Source organism: Enterocloster bolteae (genome assembly GCF_002234575.2).
In the GTDB taxonomy this organism is placed as follows: domain Bacteria; phylum Bacillota; class Clostridia; order Lachnospirales; family Lachnospiraceae; genus Enterocloster; species Enterocloster bolteae.
Map to the genome: position 1 here is coordinate 5,351,188 of NZ_CP022464.2, position 23,449 is coordinate 5,374,636.

Consider the following 23,449-nt stretch of genomic DNA (forward strand, 5'->3'; position numbering starts at 1 on the left):
TGTTTGGCGGAAAAACACAAATTAATCCTTCAAGATATATAATTTATGGGCGGACAGCCGGAAACAATATCTATTTCCGGCTGTCCGCCCATAAATACCTGTTTTCTATTTCACACCGGAAATTTCCGGACTCCCTTCCATTATATTTCTCATCCACTCTTTTATCATTCGTTTGTCAATCTTGCCATTATGGGTTTTGGGAATATCCTCCACAAAGACAATATACTCCGGTATCTTAAAACGAGCCACTCTGGTCTTAAGCATCTCCTTTATATCTTCAGCCCGGACATTCGTTCCCTTTTCCAGTTTGATTACCGCAGCCGGTACTTCCATATACTTGGAATCAGGTACCCCTACGACCACGGCCTCCACCACGCCCGGAAGGGTGTGGATGGTGTTTTCAATATCAAAACTGCACACCTTTTCCCCGCCGCGGTTAATCATATCCTTCTTTCTGTCCACGATATACAGATAACCCGCCTGGTTATAGTAACCTAAATCTCCTGTTCTCAGCCATCCGTCTTCTGTAATAGAATCAACCTTCTGTTTGTAGTATTCCTCCACTACAAAACTCCCTTTTAAACATATCTCCCCGATTTGATTTTCCATCAATTCCGTGCCATCATCATCTGCAATCTTGATCCGCAGGTCCGGCATAGGAATGCCGGAAGCCCCAATCCACGGGCTGTCCGCCGCACCGCCCGGAAATATGGTTCCGGCTCCGGAAGTCTCCGTCATTCCATATACAGTATGGAACTCAGCCTGGGGCATCCATTCTTTCAGTTTCCGTATGTTCTCAGGAGCCATATTTCCGCTTCCGCACGCAAAAGACTTCACAGAAGGAATTAACGGATAGCTGCTCCTCTTTTCCAGCAGTATTGTAAACACGGTAGGAGACGCGTGATAGAATGTAATATTATTTTCAAGAAAACAAGTCAATATCCGGTCCGCATCCACCTTTTTCATGAGATAGACCGTGCCACCCACCGCCAGCATAACAGACAAAATACATATCATTCCTGTCACATGGTACATCGGGGTAGCTATTACAGAACTGTCAAGCTGGGTCAGCCTTAAGGTTGCGGCGTATGCTTCTACTGAATTCATGACCTGATAATTTTTCATGGCAACGCCTTTGCTTCTGGATGTAGTGCCTGAAGTAAACATGAGAATGGCGGAATCATCCCACGTACCCACACCATCCGTTATTTCGTTATCCTCCATATCACGGAGTATCCAGTCCAATCCAAAATCCGGTCCACTTTTCGATACAATAACAGTTACGTGCTCTAAATTTTCAAACCAGGGCTCAAACTTTTCTTCACAAATTATAGTTGTAACATCTGCTTTCTCTAACAAAGACAGGATTTCCGGCCTCTGAAACTTTCCCGGGAGAGGAACCGCCACCCCGCCAATTTTATTGGCGGCCAGATATGACACACAAAATTCCGGCCCGTTATACAGGAGAATTCCAATTCGCTCCCCTTTTTGTATGCCTGTTTTTTTCTTAAGTGACGCAGCCATCCTGTCTGTCATATCCAGCAGCCGGCCATAGGTCAATGCTTGTCCTTTGTCATCCACCACCGCTGTTTTACCCGGCCACCTGGCAGCGGTAAGGCCAACCGCATGATATATGCTGTCTGCCATGCCTTCATACACATGGATGTTCCGGCCGCCTGCCCCGGCTTCTTTTATACGTTCACGCAGCAGGTCCGGCCAATAATTTTCCCAAGATAACATTTCCTTTTCCCCTCATACGGAAAGGCAGGACAGACTATTCTGAATGTTCGATATCTAACAGGGCTCTTCTGGAACGTTCCAAATGGACCTGCATAATATGACAGGCAAAATCCCCATCCCCGTCTTCCACTGCACCGAATAACTGACGGTGGTCCATCATGGACCGGGATACGATTTTCGGATCTCTGTTCAGGCGGTCCGTGTATCTCTGAGCAATATCATTGAACATCTGGGATATAAGGACGAGAATCCGGTTCTTAGACGCTGAAACCAGCAGATCATGAAACTTCCTGTCGTATTTCGAATAGGAAGCAAACTCATTAAAGGCAATGGCCTCTTCCATATTGTCGAGGTAACGTTTAAGTACCTTAATCTCCTCCTCCGTTCTGTTTTTAGCTGCCAGTCTGCATGCCCCGCTCTCCACAAACAGTCTGGCATTATAGATTTCATCGATATCATTTTCCGTCACTGTCAGCAGGTTAAACAGAGGCTTCATAAATTCAGAAGGATTCACTTCGTTTACATATGTACCATCGCCCTGCATGATTTTAACGATTCCGAGAACATTCAGTTTTTTCAGGCCTTCCCTGAGGCAGACCCGGCTCACACAAAATTCCAAAGCCAGCTCCGCTTCAGGAGGAAGTCTGTCTCCCACCTTCCATCTGCCCTTCCTTATTTCTTCTAAAATTTGATCCGCAACAATATCGTACTTATATTTTTTCTTTCCCTCTCCCATTGCCATCCTCCCCCCTGCCAGCTCATTTTACCAAATTATAACATCAGCTGTTTTAAACCGCAAGTTTCCCCGCCGACATCAGGAGCATCGCACTTGATTATGTAAGCATCTGCGGAAGGAAAAGGCTTATGGCCGGAATATACGTGGTCAAGGCCAGCACCACCAGCATGTATACCAGTAGCTGCAATGCGAATTTCAAAGTACTCTCCAACTGTATTTTACTGATTTTACATCCTACGAACAAATTGATTCCTACCGGCGGTGTAATCATACCAATGGACAGATTCATTACAATGATAACACCCAGCTGAATCGGATCCACGCCCAGGGGCTGGACAATTTTCAGCAGAATGGGGCTGAGGATAATGGTAGCAGGAGCCGCGTCCATAATCATGCCCACTACAAGGAGCAGGACGTTAATCAATATAAGGATAAGATATTTATTTGTAGTCATATCCAGAACACCGTTCGCTATGGACGAGGTCACTCCTTCCAGTGTGAGCAGCTTTGCAAATGCCGTGGAGAAAGAGATAATAACAATAAAACTGCAGCTCTTGGCAGCCCGCATAAAGACTCCCGGAAGATTCGTAAGCTTCAGGTCCTTATAAATGAACATACCTGCAAAAAGTGCATACACACAGGCCACAACCGAAGCCTCGGTAGGAGAAAAAACACCGGAATAAATTCCGCCCAGAATAATGATTGGCACCAGCAGAGCCCAGATAGCTTCCTTAAAATTATACCAGAACCCCATGTCATAAACTTTTTGCAGTTCTGCCTTTACCTCTGGTCCCGGAACATATTTTTCCTTTACCGATATCTTCTTTGCAATGATAATCATTGCGATACCCAGAAGGATTCCCGGAAAGGCTCCTGCCAGAAACAACTTTGCAACCGATGTGTTTGTCGCCACTCCATACAGCAAAAACAGAATACTGGGAGGGATAATAGGCCCTAATGCCCCTCCGGCTGCTGCGGCCGCCGTGGAAAACTCCTTACTGTATCCGGCACGAATCATCTGCGGAATCATGATGCCTCCAATGCAGGCAACTGTGGCAGGACCTGAGCCTGATATGGCAGCAAAGAACATGCTGGCAATAATTGTAACAATTGCAAGTCCGCCTGGTCTGTCTTTCACCAGGCTCATACAGAAATTAATCAGCCTCTGGGATATTCCTCCCTCGATCATCAGTTCCCCCGAGAGAATGAAAAACGGGATAGCCAGAAGGGTAAAGCTGTTGGTTCCATTGAGGAAGGACTCCACAATCAGCGACATATCTATGGTGCCAAACAGATTCGAATACAGGCAGCATACCAGCCCCAATGCGATGGCTATGGGAAATCCCATAAATACCAGCACGAACAAACCGCCAATTAATATTGTACCAGCCATCTATTCTCCCTCCCTGCCACTGATAAATTCATAACGTATGATAAAGTAAATATTCATAAGGCACCGGATAGCGGATGCTCCCATTCCCACAAAAAGCGATGCCGACATAATCCACAGCGGAAACTGGGTAATGGATACGGTCTTCATCTGAAACTGGTCAATCACCCTCAAAAAAACATAATATCCCACAACCGTGACAAAAAGGAAGTCAACAACATACAGGAACAAATGGGCAGCCTCTTTTACTTTTCCCGGAAGCTTGTCAATGACAGCCATTATCTGAATATGGTCATTTCTGAGGAAGGCCCCGCTGCATGCCAGGAATACAAAGTACATAAACATATAGAGTGAATATTCTGAAATCCATGCAGCGGATGCCTTAAATATATATCTCATGACTACCTGTACAAAAAGCATCACTACCATGACCGCCAGAAGAACAGCGCCCACCCATTCTTCCAGGTGATTATAAAATTTATTCTCGTTATAATAAGCCTTCATATGCTCCTCCTGAATCAAAAATCAGTTACTGAGCTTCATCGGTGCGGCCAAGGATCTCCAGAACCTTTTTCACATTTTCCTTCGATGTAAGAGAGACGTTCTCATCCCACCACACTTTGTCCACGGAAATCTGTCTCAGCATGTCCTCGTCTTCCTTGGATGCTTCGGTCACAATTACATTCTTTTCCCTCATTTTTCCGATTGCTTCTTCCAGATAATCCACTTCCAATTCCCTTGTCCTGGCGATCAGCTTATCCACATTTTTATCTATAATGGGTTTCAAATCATCCGGAAGCGAATTGTAAAACTTATCATTTATAATATAAAAATGATAACTTTCTCCGCAATGTGTGGTCAGTATACTCTTTAACTGGTCATAAAAGCCATTGGAATAAAACAACGGCACATTGGTCACCATACCATCAACGGTACCCTGGGCTAATGCTGTATACACCTCTGAAAATGCAATGAATTGAGGATTGATCCCGGCGCCTTCAGACAGGGCAATCATCTGGTTTGTCTGATTGATTCGGATTGCCATCCCCTTTAAGTCGGCAATCTGATGTATTTCCTTACCTGTGGCAGAAAAACCAAACCATCCCATATTTACTCCGCCGTCAAATACCTTTACGCCCGTTGCTTTTGCAAAGTCTTTATTCAATCCCATAAACCACTCGCTCTCGGCAACCGCGTTCAGTTCCTCATCCGTGGACATCAGATATGGAATTCCATATACATAATACTCAGACATTCCGGAAAGGTCGGCAAAACAATTGGGTGTGGTGTTGCCCATCTGAAGGGTATTGGAGCGTACCTTGTCCAGCACGTCGGCATCCGTCTCGCCAATGGAACCGCTGGTAAACAGCTCCACCTGTATACGGCCTTCAGAAGCCTTTTCCACCTCTTCCTCAAACTCCCGGTACGCAACATTAAATGGATCGATATCAGAAACCGTATTGCCTATCTTCAGTGTAAATGTCTCACCGGATGCCGGTTTTGCCGTCTGTTCAGCACTGCCCGCGTCTTTTTTTCCGCACCCCGCCAATAGTAATACAGCCGCCATTACCAAGAAACCATATCTTCTCATCATAGTTTTTTCCTCCAATTCATTTCTTTAACTTCTGTACAAATTCCACCAGGATTCCTTCTCCAAATCTGGGACGGAGGAAGTTTACGATAATTCCTCCCGCCCCCGGTACAGCTGATTCTTCCAGAAGTTTCATCCCCTCTGCTTCATACTTCCTTTTGACCTCTTCCACGTCCTCCACTTCAAAGGCAATGTGATGCATCCCCCCTTTTCCATTATTATATGTAGCCAGGACCCCTTCCAAAGGTATCACCAGTTCAATGGGCGTCTCATCCTCCTTATGCTTTGTAAAAAGGCAGTTGGATTTGTAAGACTCCACATATTCCATATAATCTTTTTCCAGACCAAATTTTTTCATAAACCGGTCTGCTCTTTCCTGGGAATTCATGACTATTCCCACATGATGAAGTTTCATATGTTCCATAACCAGCACCTGTCATCCTTTTATGATATTCTTTAAACCAAATGGACCCTCTCTGTATATGTGTATCGGAGTTTCTTTTATATGTTCGGCTATCAGCGGACGAAACTCCATATTGGCCAGTATATCCCGTTCCAGATCCGCCCCTCTGGCAATTTCAATCAGCATGGGACCATCCTCTGTCAGCTGGAACACAGCCCGCTCCGTGACATAAAACATATTCTGTCCTCTGGAAACCGCCATTTTCCCGTTATAGGATATCTGCTGAACCTTCTTTACCAGTTTCCTGAACCGGCCTTCCTGGAGTATTTTTATTCCACATTCGTCAAATTCCACCTTGATTTGGCCACCTGTAAAGGTAGAACAGAATACCACGTTCTTTGCAGTGCTGGTAATATCAATAAAACCACCGGCGCCGGCCGCAACAGCCCCCATTTTGGTTGCATTCACATTCCCCTGCGCGTCCATTTCCCCTGCGCCCATGAATGTATAATCAATTCCTGCCCCTGTATAATATTCAAACTGCCGGTCATGGGGTATCAGCGCCTGTGGACTGCACGAAATGCCAAAGTCAATCCCCCCGGCCGGCACGCCCCCATATATGCCGGACTCAACCGTCAGCATCACATCGTCCTGAACATCTTCCTCCGCCAGTATAGGACCTATGACATCATTGGGGATACCAGTACCCACATTTATGATGACATCGCTTTTAAGAAGCATGGCAGCACGGCGGCCTATGACTTTTCTTATGTTGAGCGGAATAGAGGATGACGCTCTGAGCGGAGTATGAATCTGACCGCTGTAGGAAGGGTCAAAATACCAGGATGATGTCTGTTTATGCTCCTCCATGGGATTTTCGCAAACCACCACCGCATCTACCATAACCCCCGGTACAGCCACCCGTTTTGGATCCAGGGTGCCGGTCCGTACAACCTGCTTCACCTGGCAGATTACCTTTCCTCCAAACCGTTTGGCTGCCATGACAGCAGGAAGAACCTCCAGAACCATTGCCTCTTCTTCCGTACTGATATTCCCTGCTTCATCTGCGTAGGTCCCCCGTATGACCAGTGTATCAATGGGCACCTCACGGTACTGCATATATTCTTCCCCATCCACAGTTACCACTGCCACTATATCTTCCTTGTCCATGGTCCTGGAATTCATCTTTCCCCCTTCAATCCGGGGATCCACAAAGGTGCCCAGTCCGATTTTACTTAATTTTCCAGGTTCGCGCAGTGCCATGCTGTGGAACATGTTGGCCATCTGCCCCTGTGGAAGGTTGTATGCCTCCAAACGGTTTTCCGAAATCATTTCCATGAAAGGAGGACAAAGACCCCAATGCCCTCCTATGACTTTCGTTACCAGTCCTTCATGGGCCAGATGGGCTATTCCGTCCTTTCTGTCAGACTGTCCGCAGGTATGGAATAATGTAAGGCCGCGCGGCGTACCTGTGTCCAGGAATTTCTGTTCAATTGCCTTCAGCACAGTTTCACTGGCAGATACCAATGTCATCCCAATGGTACATAATGTCGAATGATCCTGAATCATTCCAATTGCTTCCTGTGCCGAAACAAATATAGGTTTTCTCATAATCTTCTCCATTCTCTGTGCTATTTGCGTCAGCACACCTTTATCTGTTTATTTCCCCTCCCTTAAGAGCAGAGTTCAAATAACACGGCAAGGCCCTGGCCTCCTCCAATGCATAACGTGGATACTCCGTATCTTACCTTCCGGCGAATCATCTCGTTAATCAGCTTAATGGTAATGATGCATCCTGTAGCTCCGATGGGATGACCAAGGGAAATCCCGCTTCCGTTTACATTGACAATATTCTCATCCAGTTCCAGTTCCTTCATGCAGGCCACTGCCTGTGCGGCAAATGCCTCATTCAGTTCAATGAGTCCTATTTCTTCTTTTCTAATCCCTGTCTTCTTCAGCAATTTTCTGAATGCCGGCACGGGTCCAATTCCCATGATGGACGGATCCACCCCTGCCGCTGCCACATCCACAAGGCGGACTAAAGGTTTTAATCCCAAAGCGTTTGCTTTGGATTCCTTCATAAGCACCACGGCGGCGGCGGCATCGTTGATTCCCGCTGCATTACCTGCTGTTACGCTTCCGTCATCCTTAAAAGCCGGACGCAATTTTGCCAGGCTTTCCGCTGTTGTTCCCGGACGCACATGCTCATCTTTATCAAAAATCATGGTTTCTTTCTTGCTCACCTTTACTTCGATAGGTACAATTTCACTGTCAAATTTCCCTTCTTCCTGAGCCTTGCTTGCGCGCTGCTGGCTGATAGCCGCCCATCGGTCCTGTTCCTGTCTGGTCACATTATACTGATTGGCAACATTCTCAGCTGTAATACCCATGTGGCTGCGCGTAAAAGGATCAGACAGAGCCGTAATCAGTCCATCCTCCAACTCTCCATGTCCCATACGGTACCCGTACCGGGCCTTTCTCAAATAAAAAGGAATATTCGTCATACTTTCACATCCGCCTGCCACAGCAATCTCACACATACCACTTTCGATTTCCTGAGCAGCTGTGACGATAGCCTGTAGACCAGATGAACATAGCCGGTTGACGGTAAGTGCGGTAGCTTCATACGGAATTCCCGCTTTTACCGATGCCAGCCTTGCAGCAAATGCGTTCTCGGCCGCCTGCCCCACACACCCATACACTACCTCTTCAATATCTTCCGGCTTAAGGCCAGACCGCTTAACGGCTTCCTTAATCACGATACCTCCAAGATCCGTTGCTTCCAGATCCTTTAACGCTCCTCCAAATTTACCCACCGCAGTTCTGCAACCGGATACAATCACAATACGTTCGCTCATTTTTTCCTCCCTTACAGTACCATTCCGCCGCCCACTTCAAATACACCCTGTGTAATATACGACGCCTCATCTGATGCCAAAAACGCAATCATATTTCCTATATCTTCCGGTGTACCGGCACGGCCCATGGAAATTTTTCCAACCATGATGTCCCAAGCTTTCTCCGGCACTCCTCTTGTCATCTCCGTATCGATAAATCCCGGTACAATGGCATTGCATGTAATATTTTTCTTTCCATTTTCTTTTGCGCAGGTCTTAGTCAGAGCCACCACTCCCGCCTTGGCTGCCGCATAGTTTGCCTGGCCGATGTTGCCGTTAAGGTAGGATGCTGAGGATATGTTGATAATGCGTCCATACTCCCTTTCCCTCATGTAATTAACGGCTGCTCTCATACAATTAAATACTCCTGTCAGGTTCACTGCAATCACAGCATTCCAATCATCCACAGACATCTTGTGAAGCATCCTGTCTTTATTGATTCCTGCATTATTCACCAATATATCAAGGCTTCCCATTTCTTTGATTGTGGCGTCAACCAGATTCTGCGCATCCTCATATTTAGAAACATCAGCCAGTATATAGATAGCCTTGCCACCCATTGCCTCTATCTCAGCCACGCCATTCCTGGCATTGTCCTCATTCACATCAGATATCACTATCGAAGCCCCTTTCTCAGAAAGCTTCTTCGCAATTCCCAAACCAATGCCACGCCCGGATCCGGTTACGATTGCCACTCTTCCTTGTAAATCTCTGCCCATAATTTTATCCTTTCTCCAAACAAACATCTTATTAATAATTCCAAAAGGTATTATTTTTGTATCCGGATACATTGCTGTCTCTCAGAATTATCATAGTAAAATAATACTATTTTCGACCTTATATGTCAATAATTTTGGGCATATTTTACTATTTTCAGTGTGGTTATCCAGTATTTCATGGTTATTTTTATGCATATCTTATATTTTTATCTGCAAAACATAATATGTTTAAATACAATTAATTGGAAATAGCAATATGTTAATTAATAGTTTAACGAACTCTCCCTATCGCGTTCCCAAAAACATATCCTGTTAGTACTGCAAAAAAACAGCCAGGCACACTATCTGTACCCGGCTGTCCATACATAACCTTCTATTTCCTGCTTTCCTAATTTATTTTCCCAACGTTGTTTCCCTTCAAAATAATCCGAAGCCACCATCCCATAGATACACTCATCGCATATCCCCTGATTATTCCACCCATACCGGCGGAGGGTGCCCTCCTTCTTAAGCCCGCAGGCCGCCATAACCTTTCCGCTGTTCACATTGCGTGTATCGTGCAGGGCCTCCACGCGATTGGCACCCTCCACCTCGAAAAAGAACCGAATCAGTTCCGCAAATGCCTCCTTCATGATTTTGTGGCCCCACCAATTCCTGCCCAGGCAGTATCCCACCGTCACACGGCCCGCCTTCTGGTTAAGCTGCGGAACAGAAATGCTTCCGATGACATTTCCCTCGTCTTCCTTCCGCGCTATCGCCCAGGTGTAAAAATCCTTAGACTCGTATGACTTAATCCATCCCTCCAGAATTTGCTTTGTCTCCTCCACATCCTTGTGAGGTTCCCAGGAGAGGTATTTCGTGACCTGGGGATCGTTTGCCCAGTTTCTAAACATGGCGTCAGCGTCCTCTATCACATAAGGGCGCAGCACCAGCCGCTTTGTCTCCATTCTTACGGTTCCGGAATTCTTCATAAGGTTCCTCTCCTTTCCTGCACATACAAAGGATGTGCGCAGCATGATTGACTGGCAGCAAAATATTATTCTCTAATATAGCACACATCCCGCATTTTAGGAACCCTTGATATTCTAAATTATTTTATATAGCCATGCTCTCTGCCGCTTGCTCCATCCACCGCTCTCTCCATCCACCGCTTACTCCATCCCGAAATACACCTTTAACGCCCTCCCCATAAACTCCGATGCACCTTCCCCGTATTTTCTGTCTGTTATTTCCTGAAACGCGGGATTCGTCATATAATTATTGACCATGAAGGACCAGTAGCTGCTGCCCATATCCATTCCTCCATTGCTTTCATTGATAAGTAATACCAGTTCACCGGCTATCTTCTGTACTTCGTCCGAACCGGCTTCCTTACTCAAATCCGCGGTAAGCTTCTTTGTCAGCGTATCCGTTTTATCCACGGCCTCATCTGCCTCTTTCTGTGTGAACCCAGGTCCATTTTCCAGAAAATGCTGCAGATTTTCCTCCATGGCCTTTGTGAATTTCTCAATGCTGCCATATTGTTTTACTGCCATCTGTGCTATGTGGCCTTCGTTGGCCTTTAACTCAGAAATCATTTCGTCAAAGCTCTCCATACTGCCAAGCTGCTTTATGATTTCTTCCATATGTGTCCTTTTATAATCTGTTAGAACCTGAAAATAATTGCTCATATCAAATTCCTTGAAATCCAAAGTTCTCTCTCCTTTTATAAGTCTGTCCAACAGCTCCAGCAGCGCGTTTAACCTGTCCCTCTTAATCCGAATCAGTTCCCGCTGTTTTTCAAATGCATCCTTCCTGTCATACAAAGGACTTGCCATAACAGCCTTTATTTCCTTTAATGTGAAATCCAGCTCCTTAAAAAACAGTATCTGCTGCAGCTCTGCCACTGCATTTTCATCATACATCCTGTATCCTGCTTCGGTCACCTGAGCGGGCTTAAGCAGACCAATTTCATCATAAAACTGCAATGTCCTAACGCTGACACCAGTCAGGGAAGACATCTGTTTCACTGTCATCATACCAATCATCCTTCTTTCAATTTCAGAGCTTCCGCCTATGATTATCTGCCGGCAGCGGAATATCCGCATCAGCTTTATCTTTTACCACTACTGTACACTATCACGTTACGTAAGAGTCAATACTTTTTAAATAAAAAATTCTTACATGCAAAAAGGAGCTTCCCAAAAGCATTGTCCCCGACATAACGCATGTCCGGTCCTGATTCTGCCTCCCGAAAACCCCTTTCCAGCAGTAACTGGCATTTCGTTGTATGCATCCCTCTGCTGCCGCTGATTTTCCACAGCCGCCTTTATGCAAGTTCCTCCATCAGTTCTTCCTGCAGCTCCTGGTTCACCAATTTCATGTCACCCTCAAACACCTTGGGATATGGAAATGCCATGTCCCCATATAACTTGCCGAATGCCACGTAGACCTTCTTCCCCTTCAGCGCAAATATAGTCCCTATGCCATAGCGCTTATGCTCCACCTTTTGATTCATAATTCTCATGTTATCCGACTCCTTTCTTTAAAACCTTTCTCTTAACCTCTCTTCCGGCCGTACTTTCAGCTTTTCTTCCGTTCTTACTTTCTTCCTTACTTTCGTCCTTATTTCTAATCCTCTTCTAAATAACCTTTGCCATCTTTTCCCTTGCCAGCCGTTCCCTTGCCGCTTTCCTTCTTTTCTTTAACAATTCCGTCTGCTCCTGTTTCCTTTTTGCCTCATATAACTGATAAACCACAAGACGCTGTTTTGCTTCTTCCGTCCGCTTCTTCTTTAATTCCATGACCGCGGCTTCTGCCCGCTTCTGAAGGATTGGATCGTCAAAACAAAGAAATCGCTCAAAGGCATCGGGATACGCAAATACCTTTCTCCCGGCTTCACCATCAAACAGAACCACCATATGGTTCTGTACCACCTCCGCCACTCTTCCAGTCCCATATCTGACATGTTTCACGGATTCATTTTTCATCTTCTCACCTTCCTGCAAAAGCGTTGACTGTTCCCTGCTCATCATCCATTGAGCTCATTGAGCTGCTTCATCCGTATTCTTCCGGATTATCTCAGTCATTATTTTACCATTTTCCCAAAACAAATTTCAAAGGAGAACTTTCTCCTCAAAAAAACTTTGTGAGTTCTGTGCAGAGGGAACCTCTCTGTTTTTGTATACTTTTCCCGCGTTCCATCAGCCTGTTTCTGCAAGCGGAATTAACCTGTTACGCAAAAAATGCCCTCCGGCTGCATGATATGCCGGAAAGCATTTTCCATAAAACTTATTTTCAAGTCCAATCTTTATTCCATCCCTGCAAAAAATCACTCCACTCCCGCTTTTTTGCAAATATCATTGAGACAGCATGCCTCACAGCGGGGTTTTGTCCTGGCTGTACAGACGTCCCGGCCATGGAATACCAATCTGTGGCAGAAATCGCTGCCCTCCTCAGGCGGCACAAGCTTCCACAGTACCATTTCCACCTTCTTTGGCTCCTTGATTCCGTCCACCAGGCCCATACGGTTCACCAGGCGGATACAGTGTGTGTCCGTCACAATGGCAGGCTTTCCGAACACATCCCCCATAATCAGGTTTGCGCTCTTTCTTCCCACTCCGGGAAGCTTTAACAGGGCGTCAAAGTCATCGGGCACCTTGCCTCCATACTGTTCCTTCAGTATCTTCATGCAGGCGCTTATGTCCCTGGCCTTGCTGTGTCCCAGGCCGCAGGGCTTCACTATCCGCTCAATATCTTCCACATCCGCCTCTGCCAGGGCATCCACATCCGGATATTTGGCGTAAAGGTCCTCAACCACCACGTTCACTCTTGCGTCTGTACACTGTGCCGCCAGGCGCACACTGACCAGCAGCTTCCAGGCATGGTCATAGTCCAGGGTACAGCCTGCATCGGGATATTCTTTTTTCAGGCGGTCTATGATTTCCAATGCAAGTTTTTCCTTTGTCATATTGTATCTCCTTTGTATGCTGCAGCGCACTTCTTTTTAACTTCCTTTTAACTTCTTTTTACTTCTTTGTATCATCCTGCGCTTTTCTTTTCACATACATCTTATTATACATGACACAGGTTCATTTCTCAAGGAAAATACCCTGGAGCAGACTTAAAGACAACGGCTCCGGGGTATTTTATTCCATCCAATATGAAACTTGTTCACACATGATTATTTAACAATAAACGACTTTCTCTTACTCACCACATCAAAGATAACCGCTGCCAGCAGAACGCCGCCCTTTACCACCTTCTGCAGGTTCTGGTCCACGCCCATGATGCTCATACCCAGATTCAGCACGCCCATAAGAGTTGCGCCCACAATAACCCCGGGGACCGTACCGGTGCCGCCGTATGCGGAAGCGCCGCCGATGAAGCACGCGCCGATGGCGTCCATCTCATAGCTGTTTCCGGCCGTGGGGTTGGCGGAGTTCAGTCTGGCTACCGTGACCATGCCCGCGATGGCTGCCAGAAGGCCCATGTTTAAGTAGGCCAGGAAATATACCCGGTTGGTATTGATACCGGAAAGCTTGGTTGCCTTCTCATTGCCGCCCACAGCATAGAAGTAACGGCCTGTGGTGGTCTTGGAGGCAATATAGCTGTAGATTCCGATGATAACCGCTACCCAGATAAGAGCGTTTGGAATTCCCTTGTACTGGGCCAGGCGGAACATGAAGGAGAGCAGGACAACGCAGATGACTGCCATTTTGATCACAACTCCCGTAAGAGGCTCCACATAGTACCCCTTAGCCAGCTTCTGCCGCCTTCCATTGAAAACAATAAAGGCATAGACAACACAGGCAATAACTCCCACCAGGAAGCAGGTCAGGTTAAAGCCCTCCACAGCAAAGAAATCCGGCACATAGGTATTGAACAGCACCAGAAACTGGTCCGGTATGGGAGCCAGCGTCATTCCCTGAAGCACCACGTTGGAAAGTCCCCTGAACATCAGCATGCCGGCCAGGGTAACGATAAACGGAGGAATCCTGACATAGGCAATCCAGAATCCCTGCCATGCTCCCACTAACATTCCCATGATGGCCATGGCGATAAGTGTAAGGTAAGGGCTGATGCCCATTTCCACCATCATCTTGCCTCCGATGGCGCCCACGAAGCATACCACGGAACCAACCGACAGGTCGATGTTGCCTCCGGTCAGAATACAGAACAGCATGCCGGTGGCCAGGATAAATACATAGGCATTCTGGGCAATCAGGTTGTTTACGTTCTGAGGAAGAAGCATCTTGCCTCCCGTGTTCACGGTAAACAGTATGACGATAACCGCAAGAGCGATAATCATTGTATATTTTTTCAGAACCTCTGAGATTTTCAGCTTTTGATCCATGGTCTACTCTCCTTTATCAGCTTTAAGAATACAGGACATAATATATTCCTGGGTAGCTTCCGAAGCGTCCACTTCCCCGGCCAGCCTGCCCTCATTCATGATATAAATGCGGTCTGACATGCCCAGCACCTCGGGCAGCTCCGACGATATCATGATGACGGACTTCCCTTCCTCCACCAGACGGTTTATGATACAGTATATCTCATACTTTGCGCCTACGTCGATTCCCCTTGTGGGCTCATCCAGAATCAGAACATCCGGCTCCGTGAACATCCATTTTGCCAGAAGCACCTTCTGCTGGTTGCCGCCGCTTAGATTTCCTGCGTTCTGTTCCACTCCAGGACATTTTGTCTTCAGCTTATCCTTGTACTCCACAGCCACCATGTATTCTTTGTCCTTGTCTATGACTCCATGGCTGCTGACCGCTCCCATGTTGGCAAGGGTGGTGTTTACACGTATGGGATTGGACAGGATAAGGCCGTTTCCCTTCCTGTCCTCAGTCACATATGCGATCTTATGGCTGATGGCGTCGTGCACCGTATTCAGATGGACTTCTTTTCCCTCAATAAAAAGCTGTCCCGAAATATTGGTACCGTAGCTCTTTCCGAAAATGCTCATGGCCAGCTCCGTACGTCCCGCTCCCATAAGCCCGCAGATTCCCACCACTTCCCCTTTGTTCACATGAATGGACACATGGTCCACCACCTTCCTGTCTGAGTACAGGGGATGGTATACCACCCAGTCCCTGACCTCCAGGGCAGTATTGCCGATGTTGATATTCTCCCTCCTGGGGAACCGGTCTGTCAGCTCACGTCCCACCATTCCCTTTATGATCCGGTCCTCTGAGATGTCGTCTGTCTGTTTATCCAGGGTCTCTATGGTGGAGCCGTCACGGATGACCGTTATCTTGTCAGCCACATATGCGATCTCATTGAGCTTATGGGAAATAATAATGGATGTCATGCCCTCCTGCTTGAATTTAAGCAGCAGCTCCAGCAGGGCCTTGGAATCATCCTCATTGAGGGAAGCCGTTGGTTCGTCCAGAATCAGCAACCGGGCCTTTTTGGCAAGGGCCTTGGCTATCTCCACCAGCTGCTGCTTTCCCACTCCGATATCCTTGATCAATGTATGTGAGGACTCGTTAAGGCCCACTGTTTTTAAATAGCGGTCAGCCTCGTCGTATGTCTGGTCCCAGTTAATTGCCATTTTCTTTCCTTTTTCATTTCCAAGGTACATGTTCTCGCCAATGGACATATACGGAATCAATGCCAGCTCCTGGTGGATGATGACGATTCCCTTTTCCTCACTGTCACTGATTTTATCAAACTTGCACACCTGACCGTCGTAAATGATGTCGCCCTCATATGTGCCGTAGGGATATATGCCGCTGAGCACGTTCATGAGAGTGGATTTACCGGCTCCGTTTTCCCCCACCAGCGCATGGATTTCTCCCTTTTCCACCTTCAGGTTTACATTGTCAAGGGCTTTTACTCCGGGGAAGGTCTTGGTGATATTTCTCATTTCCAAAAGTATCTCTGCCATTCTATCCCTCCTACAACCATACAGGCGGGTGTTTCTCCCCGCCTGTACGATTCTCATCTTTTCCGGCCTGATTGGCCGGTCCATCTGATTACTTTAACTGGTCTTCCGTGTAATAGCCGGAATCAATCAGCATTTCTTTGTAATTATCAATTGTGACAACAACCGGCTCGCAGAGATATGTGGGGATTACGCCTGTGCCGTTATCATAAGACTTGGTATCATTAACTTCTGCCTCTCCGCCCTGCATAACGGCGTCTACCATCTTAACTACCTGTGAGGCCAGGGTACGTGTATCCTTGAATACGGACATAGCCTGCTTGCCTGCAATCAGGTTTTTTACATTGGCAATATCACAGTCCTGACCGGTGATAATGGGATATTCGCCGGTATAGGAGGATGCAAGGGCATTCTCAACACCCAGTGCAGTAGAGTCGTTGGAGCAAAGCACTGCGTTTAAAACGGTTCCGTCGGAGTAATTTCCTGCAATGATGGTATCCATTCTGTTCTGTGCCTTCTCTGAATCCCAGTTAGCGGTTGCCACCTGCTCGAATGTGGTCTGGCCGGACTTTACAACCAGCTTTCCGCTGTCAATGTATGGCTGAAGCACGTCCATGGCTCCGCCGAAGAAGAAGTTGCAGTTATTGTCAGCCGGGTCGCCGGTGAACATCTCGATGTTGAACGGTCCGTCGTTCTCCTCTAATCCAAGGGCCTCTACCAGATATTCGCCCTGCTTCTGTCCTACCATGTAGTTGTCAAAGGTTGCGTAATATGTAACAGCGTCAGAGTTCATCAGAAGCCTGTCATAGGAAATAACAGGTATGCCTGCTTCCTTGGCCTGTCCCAGAGGCTCGCCCAGAGAGCTTCCGTCGATGGATGCGATGACCAGCAGCTCACAGCCGTTGGAAATCATGTTCTCCACCTGGGATACCTGGGTCTGTACATCGTTGCTGGCGTACTGAAGGTCTACCTCATATCCGGCCGCCTCCAGCTCTGCCTTCATATTGCTTCCGTCCTGGTTCCATCTCTGCAGGTCCTTGGTGGGCATTGCCACGCCAACCAGGTGCTTTTCGCCGGATGCAGCCTCATCCTTTGCTGCTTCTGTCTCAGCCTTGGTGTCCTCTGCTTTGGCGTCCTCTGCCTTTGCTTCGGTCTGGGCCTCTGTCTTTGCCTCTGAAGCAGGAGCAGCTCCCTCCTTACTTCCGCATGCCATAAGGCTGCCTGCCATGGCTAATGTAAGCATGGTCACTAACAATTTCTTTTTCATATTGTAAATCCTCCTCCATAATGTTTTGATAGTTTAAATATACCACAGCCCGCTCTGGACTTGCTTGGCACCCATCTGCACACTTTTAAGAGGTTTAAAAAAATGCCCTGCAGGATACAGGACATTTTTGCTCAGTTTATTTTATTTTTAGTTAAAAATGTGCTATCATGGTCTTTGCAGAACTTCCTGGTCATGAAAAGCGAACGAATACACATTAGATAAAAACCATATCTCCCCAACACTCCATTTATAAACTTCTATTTTATTTCTGAACATGCTTTTAATGCTTCGTAGGCAGCATACTTAATCAACTCAATTTCTAAACTAATTTCGCTATCGCTTACCGTTGGAACTGCAATATATTCGTCAACATCCCCTTTTGCATGTGCTATAGAACACCTCATTGAATATATCCGTTCTCCAAGTCTTCCCACTATTTTTTCATCACTTTTTGTTATATCAATTGAGTTCTTCTGTGAATTACAGTATTTATTTACCCTGTTTTTATCTTGTAATATCCAGGATTTAAACTTTGATATATCTAAACTCCTTGTCAGCACTAATTTCAATGACTCTCTCTCATTTAATATATTTTTGTATTTGTGCAATACCTTTCTAAGTTCATTGTGATTTACAGCAGGCATTGACAACGCGCCATATTCGTTTAAAAAATAATAATTTTGTGCTCTGACAAAAAAGTATTCTAATACTTGATAGTAACTTAAATATGCCAATCTCGCCTCTCTGGTATTCAGGGCATTGATTAAGTATAAGGCTGGTATATACTCGAATTCTAGTGAATGAAACTGAATTCCATATGTTTTGGCTTCCCCCTCTAATTTATAGATTGCATCCATCTCAACAACAGAAAAGTCTAAGTCATGTTCCATTGAGACTTTCAGCAATATCTCGTTAATCATACGGCATATTTCATCATTGCTTAAGAATTCTATATCAAATAATTGTATTGATAAATATCTTTCATGATTCGTATGCGTATGGGTAATTTCACCCCATTTACCTATATTGATAAAATAGTCGTAAAAAACGCTCCACATCAGATCGCTCTTAGCTCCAATCTCACCAATACACCTTTTCCCATCATACAATTTTACGGAGCCAATTTCCTGATAGTCAACTCCCTTGATTATTTTCTTATACGTCTTCATGTTGCTAGGTATGACCATACACTCATAATAGTTTGCTATCCGAATAGCATTATTACCTACGCGGAAAAAAGCATTATAAAATAGTGGAGAAAGTACATTTTGAAGTGCACGCCAATCATCCCCTGGTTTCATAGACTCAACCAGCTTAGAAAACAAAGCAATTTGTATATCTAAAATTTTCTTTGATTTTTCCGTCAATTCAAGCAATTCCCCTCCAATATCCACAGTATTAATATTATCCAGCGAAATAGTCTTAACCCATCTTTTTAGCGCTTCATGTTTGACCAATCTATTCCCATACATTGACATATAAGAGACTCCCTTTTGTCATAATAGTATTTCTTCACTTTTTCTCACCTTGCCATAAATCATTTCCAGCAAAGACAGTACAACCCATCCTTATTTTGTGGCTGTATCTTACTGACAGAAAAGTCAGTTCACATTCAAATACACATCCTCCTTTGCATGAAACCCGCCCTTAATGATAACCTCGTCCATATTTTCCTTTGTGACGGCAATGGGCTGCAGCTCCAGGTAAGGTACGTTATAGGTACCGTCATAGGCAGTGTCCTGCACCTCCTCGATTTCCTCCCCCAGTCCCAGGAGAACCGCGCATTTGGCTGCCAGGCTGGCCTCCTGTTCCACGGATTTAAAAGCCGTCATTTCCTGGGTTTCCTCCACGATGCGCTGACAGGCTGCCAGGTCACCGTCCTGACCGGTCACGCACACCTTTCCGGCCAGCCGTTCTTCGGACAAGGCCCTAAAGGCCTGGCTGGCCAGATCATCGTTTCCGCAGATGATTCCCTTTGCATTGCGGTCCAGCTTTAATCCTTCCTTCGTATAGGTATAGGCATTTTCCGCAATCCAGCCAGGGCAGTTGGCTTCATAGACCACATTGAGATTGCTGCCGGCCAGGGTCTCGTCAATCCCCTCCCGGATCAGCGAAACATTGTTGTCGGTCAGGGGCCCCTGAATCAGGAAGATATCGCCTCCGTCCGGAATATTTTCCAGCATGCTCTCAGCCATCAGCCTGCCCACCTCGGTGTTGTCAAACGATATGTATAAATCGCACCCGGCATTCATTATGAGCCGGTCATAGGAAACAGTCTTGATTCCCGCTTCCCTGGCTTTAATCATCACATCTGACAGCGCCTCACAGTCTCCTGCCACCACCACGATGACATCCACCTGCTTCTTAATGAAATACTCAATCTGGGAAATCTGTTCCTCCACATCCCCGTTGGCATTCTGTACATTGACCTCCGCCCCCAGCTCCTTTGCAGCGGACACAAACACATCCCTCTCCCGCATCCACCGCTCTATGACAAAGGATTCAAAGCTGAGACCAATCTGTACCTCCTGCTCCTCCTGCTCCACGCTGCCTGCCGCCGCGTCCTCTGTCTTGGCGCAGCCTGAGACCGCCAGGACCGAGAACAGGGCTGTGAACAATATGCAGACAATACTGCCTGCGGTCCTCTTTTTACGTATCCCCATATGGTTTCCCTATCCTTTCCTTAACCAGTCCTAAACCTGTCCTTAAACCTTCCCTGCCCCATTCTCCATCCGTTCCCTGTACTCGCTGGGATTGACGCCCTCGTATTTCTTAAAAATACGGCTGAAGTAATTGGGGTCGCTGTATCCCACCATGGCGCATATCTGCTTGATGCTGTAATCCGGATTCCGGAGGCAGACACAGGCCTGTCTCATTCTGGTCCGTGTCAGGTATTCGATGAAATTTTCCCCTGTTCCCTGCTTGAACAGCTTGCTGAAATAGTAAGGGCTTATATTCACCATCCTGGATATCTCGTCCAGGGATATATCCTTCTGGTAATTTTCGTCAATGTATTTTCTCACCGTATCCACCAGGTACTCCATCTCCTTCTTTTTCTCAGTACCCGCGCATTGACATATTTCCCGTGTTTTTTCCAGGAACCAGCGGCACAATTTGTCGCTGTCAGATGCCTCTTTTATCTCCCGGATATAACTGCCCCTGGGCTTTAAGCCAAACTCAGTGCCGTCCTTTGCGCATATCCGGTACTCCAGCTGCATGATGAGCTCCAGCACCTTGGCCTCCAAGTCTTCACGGCAGTCATACCTTCCCTGCATACACGAAAACAGCTCGGCTCCGCAGGCAGCGGCCCCCTCGCTGTCCGCCTTCAATCCCCGCTCGTAATAACTGTTTTCCAGCTCCTTTGGGTATTCCCCGGCCACGTCCTCCTGCCTGCTTGGGATATCCGTGATGTGGACCACATGGCTGACGCTCTCCCGCAGTGCCCTCAGCGCCTCCCCGTATGACTCCTTTGCATTTCCCAGAGTTTTTGTGCTACCGATACCGCTGCGGAAATCACTGCCAATGTGTTCCTCCAGCTTCTGGAGCATGGTCCTGGTCCTTGTGATGACCTCCACCCTCTCTTCATACTTAAGCACCGGCTCAGGGGAAGGCACAAACAGCACCACCCGGTTTCCCATGACAGGTCCGGCGATACAGGAAAAATAATCCCTCACGATTTCCCTCATGGCCTGGTAATACTTGTTGGCCTTTACGCTGGATCCGATTACATTGGTCAGCCTGCCGCTCTCATCCCTGTCTCCGAATTCCAGAACCAGGCAGAAACCGTAATGCTCCCTGATTCCCAGCAGTTCCTCGTAGCCGGAGCTGTCCGCGCCGTCGTCCTGCAGCATATTGTAGATAAATCCGCTCTCAATCATGGGAACCACGATTTCCAGCCTCTCCCTTATTTTAAGGTCGTCGCTTCTCTTCTGTCTGGCTTCCTCCACCCGCTGCATGGCTTTCATGCATACGTCCAGGATTATCTTTTTATTGGAAATGGGCTTGGTCAGATATTCCATAACACCCAGGTTCACAGCCTCCTTTGCATAGGCGAATTTATCGTAGGCTGTGATGATAATAATCATCATCTCCTTATCCACCTTGCGTATTTCCTGGATGGCCTGGATTCCGCTGAGCCCCGGCATATGGATGTCCACAAATGCAATATCCGGGTGAAAGCTCTCCGCCATCTCCACAACACCTCTGCCGGTCTTGACACACCGTATATCGCATTCACTTCCAAAGCTGGTGGTAATGATCTTCTTAAGGGACTCCAGCATAATTCCCTCATCATCTGCCAGTAATATCCGAAACATGTCCAATCTCCTCCTTCACCGGAATATGGATGATGACCTCGGTCCCCATTCCGGGACCTTCGCTTACAATCTGGACCAGCCCCTTTTGCTGATAATACAGCTCCAGACGGCTGACCACATTGTCCAGGCCGATTCCCGTGGAATCGCCGTCATCCGGTGTTTCCTGCTTTCTGCCTTCCATAACCTCAAGAATTCTCTCTCGGCTCATACCCTTACCGTTATCCCGTACGCTGATGCGGATGGAGTCCCTGCATCCATGAACCGTAAGAAGAATCGTCCCATTCTCTTCCATGCCGCGGATCCCGTGTCTGACCGCATTCTCCACAATGGGCTGCAGTATCATGCTGGGCATCTTCACATCCAATACCCGCTGGTCTATGGATTCTTTAAACTGTATGTCCCCTGCAAATCTCACATTCAGTATGTAGATATAATTTTCAGCCGCAGCCGTCTCATCCCCTACCGTGGCATCCTCCAATCCTTTCTTTACATTATAGCGGAAAAATTCCGCCATCTTATCCAGGAAAATGCAGGTTTTTTCCGCGTCCTCCATCATGGCCAGCTGGGCCCCCGCATTGAGGGAATTAAACAGAAAATGGGGATTTATCTGGGACTGCAGGTATTTAAGGCGGGCTTCCTTCAGGTGGTTTTCCATCAGGAGCTCCCGCTCCAAAAGCTCCTGCTCCTTCTCAGCCCCCTCCTTTACCTTAGCCACATATTCCTCCAGGCTTCCTACCATCTGGTTGAAGGTCCTGGTGACAATGCCAATCTCGTCGTTGGAATCCGTATCCGGCATCTTTACATTAAAGTTCCCCTGCCCCACCAGATTGGCGGTCCTGGCCAGACTGGTAAGGGGCGTTACCATATCCTTTACCAGCATCCTGAGCACCATAAGCCCTGCCAGCATGACAATCATCAGGATTACCATGTTGAACACCTCCATGTAGCGAAGGGCCTCCCTCATGGTCTGGTAGCTGGCAGAGTTGTTTTTAAACTGCAGCTCATTGAGCTCCGATATACGCGTGTTGATGTACTGATAGAGGGTAAGGGCCCTCTCATATGCCTCCCTGTACCGCTCCACGTTCCGCCCCCGCTTGGCCTGCACCGCATCCTGGGTCATATCCAGATAGGATTCCGACATCATGCGGATGTTCTTTTCCAGGATTTTTCCCGGCTTGTCAATGGTCTTATCGTTCAGGCGTTCTAACAATCCCTGGTATTCCTGCTGGCTTTTGTAATAGCTCTCAAGGCTGTCCGAGCTCTTTACGGACACATAGTCTCCCATGTCCTTCTGCACATGCTCCAGGGCCTCTGACAGCTCGCTTAGGTTTACATTGCTGGCATATACCGTATCCATCTTGCCGGCAATCTTGTTTACCTGGAGATAGATAAATATGTTGCTTATAAATAATGTCAGTATCATAAGGGTCACGGCCAGCAGTATTTTCTTCTCCAGGCTCAGATGGCTCCATATGTTCTTTCCCGGTCTCTCCATACTCATCGCTCACTTTTCAAA

21 protein-coding genes are annotated in these 23,449 nt (G+C 46.9%); all 21 read right to left on the minus strand.

Translation table 11 applies throughout. The features are described 5' to 3' along the window. Window positions 1–105: 105 nt before the first annotated feature. On the minus strand, window positions 106–1,740 hold the full coding sequence (locus tag CGC65_RS24770) for a class I adenylate-forming enzyme family protein (RefSeq protein WP_002565494.1): 1,635 nt from the start codon (window positions 1,738–1,740) through the stop codon (window positions 106–108). Window positions 1,741–1,774: 34 nt separating this feature from the next. Then, a complete protein-coding gene (locus CGC65_RS24775) occupies window positions 1,775–2,476 on the minus strand; it encodes a FadR/GntR family transcriptional regulator (RefSeq protein WP_002565495.1) in 702 nt (233 codons plus the stop codon). A 97-nt stretch (window positions 2,477–2,573) separates the two neighbouring features. Beyond that, the gene (locus CGC65_RS24780; protein ID WP_002565496.1) at window positions 2,574–3,869 is read right to left on the minus strand and encodes a TRAP transporter large permease; all 1,296 of its coding nucleotides are present in this window, start codon (window positions 3,867–3,869) and stop codon (window positions 2,574–2,576) included. Continuing rightward, complete coding sequence (locus tag CGC65_RS24785; RefSeq protein WP_002565497.1) at window positions 3,870–4,370, minus strand: TRAP transporter small permease; 501 nt, start codon at window positions 4,368–4,370, stop codon at window positions 3,870–3,872. A gap of 25 nt (window positions 4,371–4,395) precedes the next feature. Continuing rightward, window positions 4,396–5,460 carry a TRAP transporter substrate-binding protein gene (locus CGC65_RS24790; protein WP_002565498.1) on the minus strand — a complete coding sequence of 355 codons (1,065 nt, stop codon included), beginning with the start codon at window positions 5,458–5,460 and terminating at the stop codon, window positions 4,396–4,398. 16 nt (window positions 5,461–5,476) lie between these two features. Further along, window positions 5,477–5,881: a VOC family protein gene (locus CGC65_RS24795; RefSeq protein WP_002565499.1), complete on the minus strand. Its 405-nt coding sequence runs from the start codon at window positions 5,879–5,881 to the stop codon at window positions 5,477–5,479. Between the two features lie 12 nt (window positions 5,882–5,893). Continuing rightward, window positions 5,894–7,471 carry an acyl CoA:acetate/3-ketoacid CoA transferase gene (locus tag CGC65_RS24800; RefSeq protein ID WP_002565500.1) on the minus strand — a complete coding sequence of 526 codons (1,578 nt, stop codon included), beginning with the start codon at window positions 7,469–7,471 and terminating at the stop codon, window positions 5,894–5,896. Window positions 7,472–7,533: 62 nt separating this feature from the next. Next, window positions 7,534–8,718 (minus strand): thiolase family protein, encoded by a 1,185-nt coding sequence (locus CGC65_RS24805; RefSeq protein ID WP_002565501.1) that lies wholly within the window; start codon window positions 8,716–8,718, stop codon window positions 7,534–7,536. A gap of 11 nt (window positions 8,719–8,729) precedes the next feature. After that, window positions 8,730–9,548 carry a 3-oxoacyl-ACP reductase FabG gene (fabG, locus tag CGC65_RS24810; RefSeq protein WP_002565502.1) on the minus strand — a complete coding sequence of 273 codons (819 nt, stop codon included), beginning with the start codon at window positions 9,546–9,548 and terminating at the stop codon, window positions 8,730–8,732. 269 nt (window positions 9,549–9,817) lie between these two features. Further along, window positions 9,818–10,447 (minus strand): GNAT family N-acetyltransferase, encoded by a 630-nt coding sequence (locus CGC65_RS24815; RefSeq protein ID WP_002565503.1) that lies wholly within the window; start codon window positions 10,445–10,447, stop codon window positions 9,818–9,820. Window positions 10,448–10,627: 180 nt separating this feature from the next. Next, on the minus strand, window positions 10,628–11,494 hold the full coding sequence (locus tag CGC65_RS24820; protein WP_002565504.1) for a MerR family transcriptional regulator: 867 nt from the start codon (window positions 11,492–11,494) through the stop codon (window positions 10,628–10,630). Window positions 11,495–11,784: 290 nt separating this feature from the next. Continuing rightward, window positions 11,785–11,982 carry a hypothetical protein gene (locus CGC65_RS24825; RefSeq protein ID WP_002565505.1) on the minus strand — a complete coding sequence of 66 codons (198 nt, stop codon included), beginning with the start codon at window positions 11,980–11,982 and terminating at the stop codon, window positions 11,785–11,787. Window positions 11,983–12,097: 115 nt separating this feature from the next. Beyond that, window positions 12,098–12,445 (minus strand): hypothetical protein, encoded by a 348-nt coding sequence (locus tag CGC65_RS24830; protein ID WP_235622143.1) that lies wholly within the window; start codon window positions 12,443–12,445, stop codon window positions 12,098–12,100. Between the two features lie 341 nt (window positions 12,446–12,786). Then, window positions 12,787–13,425: an endonuclease III domain-containing protein gene (locus tag CGC65_RS24835; RefSeq protein WP_002565507.1), complete on the minus strand. Its 639-nt coding sequence runs from the start codon at window positions 13,423–13,425 to the stop codon at window positions 12,787–12,789. A gap of 213 nt (window positions 13,426–13,638) precedes the next feature. After that, complete coding sequence (mmsB, locus tag CGC65_RS24840; protein WP_002565508.1) at window positions 13,639–14,811, minus strand: multiple monosaccharide ABC transporter permease; 1,173 nt, start codon at window positions 14,809–14,811, stop codon at window positions 13,639–13,641. A 3-nt stretch (window positions 14,812–14,814) separates the two neighbouring features. Next, window positions 14,815–16,353, minus strand: coding sequence for a multiple monosaccharide ABC transporter ATP-binding protein (gene mmsA / locus CGC65_RS24845; RefSeq protein ID WP_002565509.1), 1,539 nt, complete (start codon window positions 16,351–16,353; stop codon window positions 14,815–14,817). A gap of 88 nt (window positions 16,354–16,441) precedes the next feature. Beyond that, window positions 16,442–17,617, minus strand: a complete 1,176-nt coding sequence (gene chvE / locus CGC65_RS24850; protein ID WP_002565510.1) for a multiple monosaccharide ABC transporter substrate-binding protein — start codon at window positions 17,615–17,617, stop codon at window positions 16,442–16,444. Window positions 17,618–17,874: 257 nt separating this feature from the next. Continuing rightward, a complete protein-coding gene (locus CGC65_RS24855; protein ID WP_002565511.1) occupies window positions 17,875–19,095 on the minus strand; it encodes a hypothetical protein in 1,221 nt (406 codons plus the stop codon). Window positions 19,096–19,218: 123 nt separating this feature from the next. Beyond that, the gene (locus CGC65_RS24860) at window positions 19,219–20,280 is read right to left on the minus strand and encodes a sugar ABC transporter substrate-binding protein (RefSeq protein WP_002565512.1); all 1,062 of its coding nucleotides are present in this window, start codon (window positions 20,278–20,280) and stop codon (window positions 19,219–19,221) included. Window positions 20,281–20,322: 42 nt separating this feature from the next. Next, window positions 20,323–21,933, minus strand: coding sequence for a response regulator (locus CGC65_RS24865; protein WP_002565513.1), 1,611 nt, complete (start codon window positions 21,931–21,933; stop codon window positions 20,323–20,325). Further along, window positions 21,908–23,434: a sensor histidine kinase gene (locus CGC65_RS24870; protein ID WP_007035748.1), complete on the minus strand. Its 1,527-nt coding sequence runs from the start codon at window positions 23,432–23,434 to the stop codon at window positions 21,908–21,910. Before CGC65_RS24870 ends, CGC65_RS24865 begins: the two co-directional genes overlap by 26 nt. Window positions 23,435–23,449: the final 15 nt, after the last annotated feature.